The sequence below is a fragment of the Pseudomonas rhizoryzae genome, assembly GCF_005250615.1.
GTDB classification, from domain to species: domain Bacteria; phylum Pseudomonadota; class Gammaproteobacteria; order Pseudomonadales; family Pseudomonadaceae; genus Chryseomonas; species Chryseomonas rhizoryzae.
Genome location: NZ_SULM01000010.1, coordinates 111,559 through 126,049, shown reverse-complemented (window position 1 = coordinate 126,049; position 14,491 = coordinate 111,559). Strand labels below are relative to the sequence as shown.

Below are 14,491 nucleotides of genomic sequence, written 5' to 3'. Positions count from 1 at the left end.
AGCACCCGCTATCGATCCCCGGGCTCAGGTATCACCGAGATCTGCCCGTTCTTTTCCAGCACTGCGAAACGGATCTGCTCCATCCGCTCCAGCCCCTGGCTCTGCCGCGCCGCTTCGAGAATGTCCTCCTCGGTGAGCCGCGCCTTGCGCAACCGCTGCGTCAGCGGCTTGCCGTACTCCACCACGATCAAGGGCATGCCATCGAGAAAGCGCCCCACCTGGGGCGAGCGCTGCTTGAACACCGACAGCAGGATATCGATCAGCACCAGGGTGCCTATCACCACGAAGGCATTGATCACCGAGAAGTCGTCACCCAGCAGGGCCTGCTGCGTCGCTTCGCCGATCACCAGCAGCAAGACGAAATCGAAGGTGGTGATCTCCGATAGGGCCCGGCGCCCGGTGATGCGAAAGAGCACCAGCAGGAAGACGTAGATGGCCGCAGCGCGCAGCACGGATTCCATGGCGATTCCTTTAGGGATAAATGAAGGCCGAGAGGCTGAGGGGTACCCGGCCGGGTCTCAGAATGCGCCAGTTCATGGTGCCCAGCGCATCCGGCCGCAGTGCCAGATGCAGCCGACTGGGTCCGCTGCCGGGGGTCAGGTCGAGCCAGAGCACGCCGTCGCTGCTGGTCATCCGCGCCGGTTGTGGATAGAGGGCCTCCACCGTCCAGTCGGCCACCAGGCGTTCGTCCAGACCAACGCGGGTCACGCCGGGTGCCAGTTCCAGGGTCAGGGTAGTGGGGGCGCCGCGGCGTTGGAAGCGCTCGTACTGCACCTTGAGTTGGCCATCGTCACTGACGCGGGTCGCCGTAGCCCAGGGGCCGCCACTGGCGAAGAGCCCGCCCAACGCCAGCACCACGAACAGCCCGAGCAGCGCCCAGCCCAGACGCTCACAGCGCCAGATCCAGCGTTGCAGCCGCAGGTCCTCTTGGATTGGACGGCCTTCTTGCAGCGGTGGCGCCATGGCGGATTCTCCCTTGCTGGTAGGGCTTGGAGCCCGACCGGGAGTCGCCGGTTCGACCGCTTCGCCGCACCCTGGGGCATACTGCCCGCCCTTTTTTCGTCTGGAGTCCCGCCGATGCCTGCCTGGTGGCTACTCGTCCTGCCCTTCATCGCCGGTGCCTGCCTGCCGCTGCAAGCCGGCATCAACGGCCAACTCGCGCGGCACCTCGGCAGCCTGTTCGCCGCGGCGTCCATTTCCTTCATGGTCGGTCTGCTCGCCCTGCTGGGGCTGACCCTCTGGCAACGCGGCGTCCCCACCCTGGGCCTGCTGCGTGAATTGCAGTGGTGGCACTGGTGCGGCGGCCTGCTGGGCGCCTTCTTCATCGCCATGGCCGCCTTCGCCGGACCGCGCATCGGTGCCACCCTGTTCATGGCGCTGGTCATCGCCGGTCAGTTGGCCATGTCGCTGAGCCTGGATCACTTCGGCTGGGCCGGCTTTCGCCAGGATCCGATCAGCCTGGGCAAACTGGCCGGCGTGGCGCTGATCGGCGCGGGCGTCTGGTGCATCGCCCGGGTTTGATCAGGCTCATCCGCAACCGGCCACATCAGGTTCGACTCAGAGAACAGGTAATCGGCGTAATGCTTCCAATGCTATTAGCAAACGCTCGCGAAAACACTCGAAGCTGGGCATCTGCTCGGCGGCAGCGACATGGTCGAAAGGCCGCTCTCTCAACTGATGAACTAACTCATCACGAGTGGCTCCCTCTGTGGCCGCTTCCAATCGATCTTTTGCCGGATTCGCGCCTCTATCGTTGCCTGTAATTTCCTCCAAAGCGGCACAATCCTGATAAGCAGGCCTTTTAAAGGCGCAAAGCAACCAAGCCTCGGACTTGGGTTTGGGCAACATAGGCACTCCACGATCTTCGAGCCCACCGCGGGCAAAACCGTGAAGCATGGAGTTCCACTTAGCCTGCCAAAGCCCGTTGCGGGTACTATGCGTACCATCCGTATCACGGAAAAGCACCGCGATAGCCCTATCGTTTCGCTGCGCCTCCAACCTGAGAGTTTCCTGAGCCAGGATCCAAGCGTTGACATAGAAGTAACCTGTTTCCTGTCCCGACTTCTTGCCTGGCAAGAACAGCCCTTTGCGATTCCCCCTGTGCCTCTGCTCGCAGTCTTCCAGATAACTTTCACTCAAATACTCGTAACCATGAAGGTCCAGTAACGAGTAACCCATGCTGCTTTCGATGATCGTATCCAGTACGCAAGTCATGGGCCCTGCTATGAAGACCTCGCCGTGGCAACGCCCCTGTTGATTACTGCAGGCGCCTAAATCCGAGATTCCTTCACCGCTAATGACCACTAACACGGTCAGTGCATCCTGTCTTCGGCCACGCACTCTTCGATCAGCGCGGGCAGATCGGTGTCGACGAAGGCCTCTCCCGGCCCCATGATTCGCAATTTATCCGCGATACGGGGCAGCTTGAAAAGATGCCGCGCACGACTTTCGCCCGCGGGCGACTTATAGATCAGAACAACCGATTGCTTGGCGACCTCATCGTCGAGGTAATTCAAAAACAAAGGGCTATGAGTCGTTACTACAATCTGGCGCTTACAAGACACCAAAGTATCCACTAGCTTTTCGACCAGCTCTGGATTGATGCCATTCTCGATCTCGTCTAGCAGTACCAGGCTGCGGTCAGAGTGAGCTTGGGCTAATACAGCCAGAATACGCAGGAGACCATCATTGACATGACCGGCTTCGGTCTCTAGTAACGTCTCACCGTAACGCTCGACCAAGGTCAGCTTTTTCCAACCCGCTTTCAGATTCGAAACCCGAAAATCCTCCAAGGCGGGATAGAAACTGCGGAGCATGACCAAGAGTTCAGCCCGTGCATCAGTCGAAAGGCCACTCAGGAAAGCAGAAAGCTTTTCTCCTCCTGCGCCGATGTCTTCGTCCAAGGTTCGCGCGCGACGCCTTAGCAAGTGAGGAGAAAGCAGTTCCAGAGAGCGGATCCGCGTCAGATAATCGCGAAACTTCACGATGGGCTTGGCCAGTTCATCGTCCCGTAACGCCGAAATGATCGAGCCTTGATACTTGAATCTCACCCGTTGGCGCTCGCCCGATAGCACGAGCTCCCCTGCTTTGACCTCAAGTTCCGGGGTGACGGAGTCTCCCAGCAAGAAGCGCTCGTGGGTACAGCGACGCTCAATAGTATTGAAGGCAGCCTCCCAGCGCAGGCGCTGACCATCCAACAGCATTACGACACCAAGATGAATGTTGCGCTCAGTGGTCAGCTTGCAATCGAGATCCTTGGCCTCCCAGCCACGGGCATCCAGCCAAACATCTATGTCACCCCGCATTTGCTGGGCGATAAAGTCTATGGCCTGGAGCCAGGAACTCTTACCCGCTCCGTTGAGCCCGACCAGGCAGGTAAAGGCCGTAAGCGACAACTCGACATCGCGCAACGATTTGAAATTTCGAATGGAAAGCTGCTCGATCATCGCTGGGTCGCTGAAAGTCTGGAGCTGCCGAATTTAGCATCTTGTCCAAGTGGAGACATCTACGAAGCCTCAGCGATGCGCTGGGTACCTCCGGCAACAGCACCAATAGGCGACCAAGGAGTTTTCGCTTCGCTCACCAGTTGAGTCGCTGGAAATCCAGAATGGTCAGGCGGTGGAATCAGGGCTGCGCCCACTGCCGCAAGAGGTTGTGATAGACGCCGGTCAGTTGCAGGCAGGCCTCGTGGCCCTGGCCGAGTTCGGCGGCGGCGCGCTGGATGCCCTGGTCGAGTTCGAACAGCTGGCTGCGCTGCCCCGCGTCGCGCACCAGGCTCTGGACCCAGAAGAAAGAACACAGCCGCGCGCCACGGGTCACCGGCAGCACCCGGTGCAGGCTGCTGGCCGGATAGAGGAGCAGATCGCCCGCCGCCAGCTTGACGCTGTGGGCGCCATAGGTGTCTTCCACCACCAGTTCGCCACCGTCGTACTCGTCCGGTTCGCAAAAGAACAGCGTGGCGGACAGATCGGTGCGCAGGTAGCCGCTGCCATCCGGCAGGGCGCGCAGGGCGTTGTCCACGTGCAGGCCGAAGGATTGGCCGCCACGGTAGAGATTGAACAGCGGCGGAAACACCCGCGCCGGCAGGGCGGCGGCAACGAACAGCGGATGCCGCGCCAGCGCCTGCTGGATCGTCTCGCCCACCGCACGCGCCGCTGGCTCGTCCGCCGGCAGCTGCAGGTTGTCCTTGGCCATGGCCGACTGGAATCCGGCGGTGTGCTTGCCATCGGCCCAGGCCGCGGCCTCCAGGCGCTGGCGGCAGTCCCGTACCTGCTCGGGCGTCAGCACGCCCGGAACGCTGATCATCATGAGAATTCCCCTCTAACGCCGAAAGCCCTGCGCGGGCAGGGCTTCGGTTGATACAGGCGACCTTTTAGAAGCTGTAGGTCGCGGTCAGGATGGCGGCGCGGGTATCACCGTATTCGATGAAGGAAGACGAGGCGACGGCCGTCGAGGTGGCCGCCGTCCCGAGCGAGGACCGCACGCGCTCCACGTATTCCTTGTCGAACAGGTTGTTGACGTTGAGCTGCAGGTCCAGATTGCGATTCACGCGATAGCCCAGCATCGCATTGTGCACCCAGTATTCGTCCAGCTTGATGCGGTCGTTGCTCGAGGTGAGGTTACGCTCGCTGACGTAACGGGTGCCGTAACCCACCCGCCAGCCGGCCGGCAACTCGTAGGTGGTCCAGAGATTGAACGAGCGCGGCGGCGTGTTCGCCAGTGCCTGCCCGACGCGGGCCTGCCCCGCCGGGGTATTGGCGGCCTTGAGCGTCTCGCTGTCGAGGAAGGTGAAGTTGGCGAAGACGTTCCACTGCTGGGTGATGCGCCCGGTCGCGCCCAACTCGATCCCCTGCACCCGTTGCTCACCCACCAGGGCGACACTGTTGTCGGCCAGGGTTTCGCGGGCGTTGCTCTTCTCGACGCGGAACAGCGCGCCGTCCAGTTCCAGGCGCTTGTCGAGGAATTCCCACTTGGTGCCCAGCTCCCAGGTCTTGTTCTTTTCCGGTTCGAGATCCTGGTTGGCCGCGCTCAGACCGGCGCCGGTGGTGGTCAGGTTCTCCGCGGAAGGGTTGAACGAGGTGCCGTAGGCGACATAGACCCGACCGTTCGGGGCCGGCTTGAACACCAGGCCGGCGCGACCGCTCAGCTTGCCGTCGTCGGCGTTCAGATGGGTTTTCGCTCCGCGTACGCCGTTGCTCACCGGCGTGGTGTCGCTGTCGCCGTCGAACCAGTCGTAGCGCAGGCCCAGGTTCAGGTCCCAGTAGTCGTTCAGGGCGATGGTGTCGAAGGCGTAGACGGCCTTGTCGACCAGGGTATTGCTGGTGAGCGCGGTGGTTTGCTGGTTGGTGGGACCGGTGTAGCGGCCCGGCGGATTGCTCAGGGAATAGCCGCTCGCCGGGAAGACCAGATTGTTGGTGTAGGTATCGCGGTCGTAATCCTCACGGGAGAACTCCGCGCCCAACACGAAGGAGTGGCCCAGGCCGAAGGTGTCGAAATTACCGGTCAGGTTGGTCTGGTTGATCCACATTTCAGAGGTGATGTCGCGACCATAGCCCTGGGGGCCGCCCGGCAGGTAGCGACCGCCACCGATGAGCCTGAGCTGGGGCGCCGAGATCACGGTATCGCGCTGGATGCGGCTGTAGCGCGTCAGGTTCTGCAGGCTCAGGTTGTCGTTGAGACGGTGCTCCAGCTCGACGGTGAAGACATTGTTGTTGATGTCCTCATGGTCGATGTTCCGGTAGCCGAAGTAGTCTTCGTGACCGACACCGGCCAGGCGCTTGCCATTGAATACCGGCACCCCGTAGTCGGGCAGGTTGTTGTCGGTCTGATGGAAGTAGCTCAGCGTCAGGCGGGTGTCGTCCGACAGCCCCAGCGCCAGCGAGGGTGCGATACCCCAGCGCTTGCGGTCGATCTCGTCGCGGCCGGGTACGTCGTTCTCGTGGGTCATCAGATTGAGCCGGAAGGCACTGCCCTCGCCCACGCCCTGCAGCGGCTGGTTGGTGTCCAGGGTCAACCGGCGATAGCTGTCGGTGCCCAGGCCCGCGCCGATGCGGGTGAACTGGCGCTCCTGGGGCTTCTTGCTGATCAGGTTGATGGAACCGCCGGTGGTACCGGCACCGCCGAATACCGAGTTGGGTCCCTTGATGACCTCCACCGATTCCAGGTTGAAGGTATCGGTGCGGTTGTTCTGGGTGCTGTCGCGCAGGCCATCGACCTGGATGTTGGAATTGGCGCTGAAGCCACGGATGTTGATGCTGTCGCCGGAACCGCCACCGCCTTCACCGGCGTTGAAGGTGATGCCCGAGACATTCGACAGCACCGATCTCAGACTCAGCGCCTGCTGGTCCTCGATCATCCGCTCCGGGATCACGGTAACGGTCTGCGGCGTATCCAGCAGCGGTGCGGTGTATTTGCGCGAGGCGGATTGCTCGGTCTTGAAGCCTTCCTGCTGCGCCTGACCTTCGATGGTCAGGCTCTCCAGTGTGGTCACCGGTTCCTTCGCCTCCTGGGCCAGGGTCCCCAGGGACAGCGAGGCAACGGCGACACTGAAGGTGGAAACCAGCAAACGGCGCTGGGACAGCGTGGAAAGGTCCTTGGACATGATGACGAGCCGCCTCCTTTGTGAATGCGGCGCGATTCTATTTGCAAATAATTATCAAATCCATAGCGAATGGAAATTATTCTTAAGAATTCTTGACCGAGGTTTTCCGACAGGCATGAAAAAGCCCGCGTCCCTTGCAGGACGCGGGCTCGGCTACCGCTCAGGCTTACAGGTAGAAGGACTTCAGCGGCGGGAAGCCGTTGAATTCCACCGCACTGTAGCTGGTGGTGTAGGCACCGGTGGACAGCCAGTACAGGCGATCACCACTGGCCAGGTTCAGCGGCAAGCCGTACTTGTATTGCTCGTACATGATGTCGGCGCTGTCGCAGGTCGGGCCGGCGATCACCACCTCTTCCATCTCGCCCTTCTTGTCGGTCCAGATGGGGAACTTGATGGACTCGTCCATGGTTTCGATCAGGCCGGAGAACTTGCCAACGTCGGTGTAGACCCAGCGTTCCACCGAGGTACGCGACTTGCGCGCTACCAGCACCACTTCGCTGACCAGGATGCCGGCGTTGGCGATCAGCGAACGACCTGGCTCCAGGATGATTTCCGGCAGCTCGTCGCCGAAGTCTTCCTTGAGGAAGCGGATGATCTCCTCGGCATAGGTCTCCAGACTGTTGGTGCGCTGGATGTAGTTGGCCGGGAAGCCACCACCCATGTTGATCATCTTCAGGGTGATGCCGTCTTCTTCCTTGAGGCGCTGGAAGATCACCTTGACCTTGGCGATGGCGGCGTCCCAGACGTCGATGTCGCGCTGCTGGCTACCCACGTGGAAGGAGATGCCATAGGGCTCCAGGCCCAGTTGCTTGGCCAGGATCAGCAGGTCCAGGGCCATGTCGGGGTTGCAGCCGAACTTGCGCGACAGCGGCCAATCGGCGGAATCGGAACCCTCGGTGAGGATACGCACATAGACCTTGGCGCCCGGAGCGGCCTTGGCGATGTTGCGCAGGTCGGCTTCAGAGTCGGTGGCGAACAGCCGGATGCCCTTCTCGTAGAAGTAACGGACGTCGCGCGCCTTCTTGATGGTGTTGCCGTAGCTGATGCGCTCCGGACCGACCCCGGCGGACATCACCTTGTCCAGCTCGTAGCGCGAGGCGATGTCGAAGTTCGAGCCCTTGTCGCGCAGCAACTCGGTGATCTCGATGGCCGGGTTGGCCTTGACCGCGTAGTAGATCTTGGCGAACGGGAAGTTGCCAACGAGATCGTCATAGGCCCGCGAAATGGTGGCGGTATCGATGACGACGAAGGGGGTTTCCTGCTGGTCGGCGAAGGCCTTCATCTTCTGGAAGGTTTCGCGAGAATAGTAATCTTCGACCTTGATGGACATGCGTCGGACTCCCGATGGGCAGAACAAATTGAAGGAGGGGGTGTTCTGAACGCCTAATCCGTTTCCCCACTTTGGTTCGCCTACTTCCCAAGGCACATCGCCGAAAGCAAAAAGGTCAACGCGTACTGGCGTTGACCTCGCTGTCTCGTCGTCGGTACTTGAGCCGGATGGATCGTTTCCAGCATGGACGTTCGGGCGCGAACTTTAGGGCCAGACGCCCTGAAGATCAATGTTAAATCCATCATCTTTACCGAACGGTGACGCGTGCGGACTCACCCCTCTCCGGTAACCGACCGGAGCGGGCGACGAGATGTTCCGAATAGGCGATGACAGGACCGTTCAGACTCAGCCTTTCCGCGATTGCCCTGACCGAAAACGGCCGGCCTGGCCGGGCGCCCGCGGGGATACTCACCCGAGCGAAAACGCCACTGATCGGGAGCTAAGGGATGGACCAGGCGAATGGATTGAAGCTGCTACTGCTGGCGGCGATCTGGGGCGCGAGCTTTCTCTTCATGCGCATCGCGGTGCCGGCCTTCGGTGCGGTGAATACCGCCTTCCTGCGGGTAGCGCTGGGCGCCCTGGGGCTGGCTGCCCTGCTGCTCCTGATGCGGCGTTCCTGGCGTTTCGCCGGCAAGTTCTGGTCGTCGGCCCTGCTCGGCGTCGTCAATTCCGGGTTGCCGTTCCTGCTGTATTGCCTGGCGGCGCGCGCCCTTCCCGCGGGCTATTCGGCGCTGCTCAATGCCACCACGCCCTTGATGGGCGCCTTGATCGGCTGCGCCTGCTTTAGCGAGGTCCTGAGCCGGCGCAAATGGCTCGGCGTGGCCGCTGGCGTGCTCGGAGTAGCCTTGATCGTTCCACGCGGCGACGGGGATGCGGGGACGGGCATGCTGGTCGGCATCGCCGCCTGCCTATTGGCCACGGCCTGCTACGGTACCGCCGGCTACCTGGCACGCCGCTGGATCGGCGACCGTGGGGGCCTCGATGCCACCCTGGTCGCCTTCGGCAGCCAGGTGGGCGCGACGCTGTTCCTCTTGCCGTTCAGCCTGGCGACCCTGGCCATGAATCCGCTGCCCGCCGCGCCACCCATGAGCGCCTGGGTCAGCGTCCTGGCGGTCGGCCTGCTGTGCACCGCCCTGGCCTACATCCTGTATTTCCGGCTACTGGCCGATCTCGGGCCGCTACGCACCCTCAGCGTCACCTTTCTGGTCCCGCCGTTCGGCGTGCTCTGGGGCTATCTGGTCCTGGGCGAAACCCTGGCACCCAATGCCTTGCTAGGCGCGCTGGTGATAGGGCTGGCGGTTTGGCTGGTCTTGCATAGCGAATCGACAGTGACGACGCGGCGGTAAGCACCGTTGGGCTTCGACGATGGAGCTGTCTCAACCCAACCTACCGGAGTCCCGGCCCGTAGGTTGGGTTGAGCGCAGCGAAGCCCAACAGCCCCAACGTTTTTACCGGAACGGCGGCTCGTCGAAGCTGCGCAGCTTGCGCGAGTGCAGGGAGTCGAGCTGGGTACGCAGCTGGTCCAGGGCAGCGATGCCGATGGCCAGGTGCTGGCTCACCGCGCGGGCATAGAAGGCGTTGGCCGAGCCCGGCAGCTTGATCTCGCTGTGCAGGGGCTTGTCGGAGACGCATAGCAGGGTGCCGTAGGGCACGCGCAGGCGATAGCCCTGGGCGGCGATGGTGCCGCTCTCCATGTCCACCGCCACGGCGCGGGCCAGGTTGATCAGTGGGCGTTCCTGGGCCCAGCGCAATTCCCAGTTGCGATCGTCGTAGGTCAGCACGGTACCGGTGCGCAGGCGGCGCTTGAGCGCCTCGCCGCGTTCGCCGGTGACGCTGGCGGCGGCTTCCTGCAGCGCTACCTGTACCTCGGCCAGGGCCGGGATGGGGATATGCGGCGGCACCACGCGGTCGAGGATGCCGTCGCGTCTCATGTAGGCGTGGGCCAGCACGTAGTCGCCGATGGTCTGCGACTGCCGCAGGCCGCCGCAGTGGCCGATCATCAGCCAGCAGTGCGGGCGTAGCACCGCCAGGTGATCGGTGATGTTCTTGGCGTTGGACGGGCCCACGCCGATGTTGACCAGGGTGACGCCATGACCGTCACCGGCGATCAGGTGGTAGGCCGGCATCTGGAAGCGGTGCCAGGCGATGGCGGCGATGACTGCCTGGGCCTCGGTCGGGTCCATGTCGCGCTCGATGATCACGTTGCCCGGCAGCACCAGACGCACGAAGCGTGGATCGCTGCGCAGTTGCTCCAGACCGTGCTGGATGAACTGATCGACGTAGCGGTGGTAGTTGGTCAGCAAGATCCAAGGCTGCACATGGCGCCAGTCGCTGCCGGTGTAGTGGACGATGCGGCGCAGCGAGAAATCGGTACGGGCGGCGTCGAACAGCGCCAGCGGCAGCGGATCGATGCGTTCCCAGTCGTAGTGGCCGTCGGCGATGTCGTCGTGGGCGGCGGAGAGATCGGTACTGGGGAAGACCCGCGCCAGCTCGGCGGCGGTCACGCCACTGCCGGCCAGTTCGTCGCCCTGCTCCACCACATAGGGATAGGGGATGTCCTGGCGGCTGCGCCCGACCTCGACCTGGAGGTCATAGTCCCGCATCAGGGGTTCGAGCTGTTCCAGCAGATAGCCGCGAAAGGCCGCCGGATGGGTGACCGTGGCCACGTAGGTGCCGGGCAACTGGATCTTGGCATAGGCGCGGGTGGTGGCCGGGGGCACGCCGGGCGCGCGGTAGCGGATGCGGATCTCGGGATAGCGGAACAGCTCGCGCTCAGCGGCGCTCGGCTCGACGCGATCCTTGAGATAACGCTTGAGGGCGGCACCCAGGGCCTGGGTGGCCTCGTCATGCAGCGCCGCGAGACGGTCGACCGCTTCGCTGGCCGTGGCAACGGTGGTGAAATCCTCGGATACGGAGGTCATGCGGGTTTCCTTGTCATGTCACTGGCTATAGCTGACACCCTAACACCCCCGCATGACAACGACTTACGCGATCTTTTCCCCTGCCGCGTGCTGTTCCCACAGCCGCCGATAGTGGCCCTTGGGTCGCTGCAACAGCTCCTCGTGGCTACCCTCCTCCACCTTGCGCCCATCACGCAGCACCAGGATGCGGTCGGCGTGACGGATGGTGGAGAGCCGATGCGCCACCACGATCAGGGTGACCTGGCCGCGCAATTCGTCCAGCGCCTGCTGTAGCCGGGCCTCGGTGGCGCTGTCGATGCTGGCGGTGGCCTCGTCGAGGAGCAGCACCTTGGGCTCGCGCAGCAGTGCCCGGGCCAGCGCCAACAACTGCCGCTCGCCGGTGGACAGCGTGAAACCGCGTTCGCCCAGTAGCGTATCCAGCCCCTCGGGCAGCCGCGCCACCAGATCGTCCAGGTGGGCGGCGGCCAGGGCCTGGCGCAGTCGCGCATCCGGGACCTGGCTGCCCAGCAAGAGGTTGTCCCTGAGGCTGCTGGAGCGGATGAAGGGCTCCTGGGGCACGCTGGCCAAGGCCGCGCCCAGTACTTCAGGCGTCAGGCTGCCCAGCTCGCGCCCGTCCAGGCAGAGACTGCCGCCGCTGATAGGCTGCAACCCGGCGAGCAGATCGAGCAGGGTCGACTTGCCGCTGCCCGTCGGCCCGACGATGCCGAGGAAGGTGCCCGGTGCGATGTCCAGGTCGATGCCGTGCAGGGTGTCGTGCCCGGCGCCGGCGTGGCGGAAGCGTACGGCGTCGAGGTGGAAGTGCGCGGTCGCGATGGGGCGGTCGTCTTCGCCGCTCAGCGCCGGTTTCTCTTCGAGCAGGTGCAGCAACCGGGTGCCGGCCACCGAGGCCTGCTGGAACAGGTTGAATCTCTGGGTGATGTCCATCAACGGCTCGGTCACTCGCCCCAGGTAGGTGACGAAGGCATAGAGCACGCCAATCTCGGCGCCGCCCTGCAAATGGCCCAGGCCGTAGACCAGCAGCAGTACCGCCAGCACCGCCACGCTGACCAGATCCAGCGCCGAGCGCAGCAACAGGCCGGAGACGCGGATGGTGCGCATGCGCGCGCCATACTGGGCCCGGTTGAGCCGCTGAAAATCCTGACGGAAGCGTTCGGTCTGGTTGAAGGCCTGCAACAGCCCCATGCCGCCGATGGCCTCGCCCAGCCGCGCGCTCTGCTCGGCACGTAGCATGCGCACCTCCATGGCCGCCGCGCCGCTGTATCTCTGATAGGCCCAGACGATCAGCACCGCCGCCGGGATCAGCAGCACGGCGATGGCCATCAGCCGCACGTCGAGCAGCGCCATGGCCACCAGAATGCCGATCAGCAGCACGATATTGCCGACCATGTTGCCGAGGAAGGCCACATAGAGTTCACGCAGGGCATCGGTGTCGTTGGTCACCCGCGCCACCAGTTCGCCGGTGGCGGTGCGGTCATGGAAACTCTGCGGCAAGCTGAGAACGTGGCGGAACAGTCGGCGCCGCTGCAAGAGCACCACGTCCATGGCGATCTCGGCAAATCTCAGCGATTGCAGGTAGCGCCCATAGGCGGCCAGCCCCTGGGAGACCACATAGGCCGCTACCAGGGCCACCAGCGGCCAGAGGCGCAGGTCATGGGGCACCAGATAGGTGTCCAGGTAGTACTTGGTCAGCCAGGGTCCCAGCACGTCGCACAGCGTTGCGATGACCAGGATCGCCAGGGTGCCGGCCAGTTTGCGTGGCTTGGCCAGTACCGGCTTGAGCAGCAGCGAGAGCACGCGGGTCCTGGTCATTGGCGAGCCTCCTCGGCCTGCTGCAGGGTCCAGAGTCGGGCATAGAGCCCGCCCGCGGCGAGCAATTCGGCATGGCGGCCGCGCTCCATCAGGCTGCCCTGGTCGAGCACGATGATCTCGTCAGCCTGCTGCACCGCCGAGAGGCGGTGGCTGACGATCAGGGTGGTCCGCCCTTGCAGTCGGGCCAGTGTCTTCAACAGCCGGGCTTCGGTGGCGGTATCCACCGCCGAGAGGGTGTCGTCCAGCAGCAGGATGGGCGCCGGCGAGAGCAGCGCCCGGGCCAGGGCCACCCGCTGGCGCTGGCCGCCCGAGAGGGTCAGGCCGCGCTCGCCCACCGGGGTATCCAGCCCCTGGGGCAAGGCCGCCAGGTCGGTGCCGAAGGCGGCGGCGTCGAGGGCTTCGCGGATCTCCCCGGCGGTGGCATCCGGCCGGCTGAGGGCGACGTTCTCGCCCAGGGTGCGGGCGAACAGGAAGGGGTCCTGGGGCACATAGGCGAACTGGGCCCGCAGGTCGGCCAGTCGATAGTCCTCCAGCGGCACCCCGCCCAGGCGGATGCAGCCCTGCTCCAGCGGAAACTGGCGCAAGAGCAAGCGCAGCAGGGTGCTCTTGCCGCTGCCCGTGGCGCCGACGATACCCAGGGTGTCGCCCGCGGGCAGGTCGATGACCACGTCCTGCAAAGCCGGCTGGCGCGCCTGGGGATAGGTGAAGGCCGGGATATAGACCGACAGATCGGCCTGGTCCGGCGGCGTCTGGGTGCCCTCGTCGCGGATACGCTCGGTCACCGCGAACACCTCTTCCAGTCGGCGCGCTCCCGCCTCGCCACGCTGCAGCAGATTGAAGCACCAGCCAATGGCGAACATCGGCCAGATCAATTGCACCAGATAGAGGCTGAAGCTGGTCAACTGGCCGAGGGTGATATGGCCGTCGAGATAGCGCCAACTGCCCATCACCAGGGTCAGCAGGGTCGCCAGGCTCAGGGCGACGAAGATGATCGGCTCGTAACGTGCTTCGGTGCGCTGCACCTGGTAGTCGGCCTTGGCCACGCTGCGGGCACGTTCGTCGAAGTCGTCCAGCTCGGCTTCGATCAGGGCGTGCTGGCGCAACATGCGCAGGCCGCTCAGGGCTTCCTGGGTACGGTCGTTGAGCGCGGAAAAGCCCGCCAGGGCCAGGCCGAAGCGCTGCTGCACCCGCCGCGCCACGCGGTAGAAGCCCCAGGCCATGAAGGGAAAAGGCAGCAGCGCCAGGGCCGCCAGGGGAGCATCGATACCGATGAACATGGCCAGCAGCACCAGCAGCAGGGTCAGCATGCCGTCGAAACTGGCGAGCACTCCTTCGCCCGCGGCGGTCTCCACGGCGTCGATGTCCTGGGTGGCGCGGGCCAGCAGGTCACCGGTACGGCTGGACTGGAAGAAGCCGGGATCGAGGCGCGCCAGCTTGGCGAAGAAGGCATCGCGCAGCTCCACGCCGACCTGGTAGGAGGTACCGAACAGCCGCACCCGCCACTGATACCTGAGTACATAGAGGCCAAAGCCGACCACCAGGATCAGGGCGACGCGCCAGAGCAGCCCGGTTTGATCCAGCTCGCCCGCGCGCAGGGCATCGATGGCCTTGCCGATCCACCAGGGCAGGGTCAGGTTGAGCAGGCCGACGCCCAACAGGCAAAGGATGGCGGTCCCGTAGGCACGCCGTTGGCGGAGGAAAAAATCACGCAACAACCGCCACAACGCCATATATCCGCCTTAGGCAACCAAAGGTGCAGTATATCGGCTCACTCCGGGGTAACGGAGTTCCGTCGTCCGATCTGGGTCCCATATCAATGGGTGACGGCAA

12 protein-coding genes are annotated in these 14,491 nt (G+C 63.9%); 2 read left to right on the top strand and 10 right to left on the bottom strand.

The features are described from left to right. Positions 1-8 precede the first annotated feature (8 nt). Together FAZ11_RS17510 and FAZ11_RS17505 are read right to left on the bottom strand one after the other, a co-directional pair. Positions 9-461 carry a DUF421 domain-containing protein gene (locus tag FAZ11_RS17510; RefSeq protein WP_058762212.1) on the bottom strand — a complete coding sequence of 151 codons (453 nt, stop codon included), beginning with the start codon at positions 459-461 and terminating at the stop codon, positions 9-11. A gap of 10 nt (positions 462-471) precedes the next feature. Then, a complete protein-coding gene (locus FAZ11_RS17505; protein WP_137279378.1) occupies positions 472-963 on the bottom strand; it encodes a hypothetical protein in 492 nt (163 codons plus the stop codon). Positions 964-1,077: 114 nt separating this feature from the next. Here FAZ11_RS17505 and FAZ11_RS17500 point away from each other — a divergent pair, with 114 nt between their 5' ends. Then, entirely contained in the window at positions 1,078-1,521 is a 444-nt protein-coding gene (locus FAZ11_RS17500) for a DMT family transporter (RefSeq protein ID WP_137279379.1), read from the top strand. Between the two features lie 36 nt (positions 1,522-1,557). On the opposite strand, the gene FAZ11_RS17495 is transcribed toward FAZ11_RS17500, so the two are convergent. The 5 genes from FAZ11_RS17495 to FAZ11_RS17475 all read right to left on the bottom strand — a co-directional run bounded on the left by FAZ11_RS17495 (position 1,558) and on the right by FAZ11_RS17475 (position 7,931). Beyond that, complete coding sequence (locus tag FAZ11_RS17495; RefSeq protein WP_137279380.1) at positions 1,558-2,214, bottom strand: hypothetical protein; 657 nt, start codon at positions 2,212-2,214, stop codon at positions 1,558-1,560. 98 nt (positions 2,215-2,312) lie between these two features. Further along, complete coding sequence (locus FAZ11_RS17490; protein WP_137279381.1) at positions 2,313-3,446, bottom strand: AAA family ATPase; 1,134 nt, start codon at positions 3,444-3,446, stop codon at positions 2,313-2,315. A gap of 178 nt (positions 3,447-3,624) precedes the next feature. Further along, positions 3,625-4,308, bottom strand: a complete 684-nt coding sequence (locus FAZ11_RS17485) for a Fe2+-dependent dioxygenase (RefSeq protein ID WP_058772699.1) — start codon at positions 4,306-4,308, stop codon at positions 3,625-3,627. A gap of 64 nt (positions 4,309-4,372) precedes the next feature. Next, positions 4,373-6,601 (bottom strand): TonB-dependent receptor, encoded by a 2,229-nt coding sequence (locus FAZ11_RS17480; RefSeq protein ID WP_058767796.1) that lies wholly within the window; start codon positions 6,599-6,601, stop codon positions 4,373-4,375. A 166-nt stretch (positions 6,602-6,767) separates the two neighbouring features. Further along, complete coding sequence (locus FAZ11_RS17475) at positions 6,768-7,931, bottom strand: type III PLP-dependent enzyme (RefSeq protein WP_058762205.1); 1,164 nt, start codon at positions 7,929-7,931, stop codon at positions 6,768-6,770. Between the two features lie 446 nt (positions 7,932-8,377). Between FAZ11_RS17475 and FAZ11_RS17470 the strand changes: the two genes are divergently transcribed. Further along, positions 8,378-9,277, top strand: coding sequence for a DMT family transporter (locus FAZ11_RS17470; protein WP_058772698.1), 900 nt, complete (start codon positions 8,378-8,380; stop codon positions 9,275-9,277). A 102-nt stretch (positions 9,278-9,379) separates the two neighbouring features. Here FAZ11_RS17470 and amn read toward each other — a convergent pair whose 3' ends face one another. From amn to FAZ11_RS17455, 3 genes are all read right to left on the bottom strand, one after another. Further along, complete coding sequence (gene amn / locus FAZ11_RS17465; RefSeq protein WP_058772697.1) at positions 9,380-10,852, bottom strand: AMP nucleosidase; 1,473 nt, start codon at positions 10,850-10,852, stop codon at positions 9,380-9,382. A 63-nt stretch (positions 10,853-10,915) separates the two neighbouring features. Beyond that, positions 10,916-12,661 (bottom strand): ABC transporter ATP-binding protein, encoded by a 1,746-nt coding sequence (locus tag FAZ11_RS17460; protein ID WP_058772696.1) that lies wholly within the window; start codon positions 12,659-12,661, stop codon positions 10,916-10,918. Beyond that, positions 12,658-14,391 carry an ABC transporter ATP-binding protein gene (locus FAZ11_RS17455; protein ID WP_058772695.1) on the bottom strand — a complete coding sequence of 578 codons (1,734 nt, stop codon included), beginning with the start codon at positions 14,389-14,391 and terminating at the stop codon, positions 12,658-12,660. Before FAZ11_RS17455 ends, FAZ11_RS17460 begins: the two co-directional genes overlap by 4 nt. Positions 14,392-14,491: the final 100 nt, after the last annotated feature.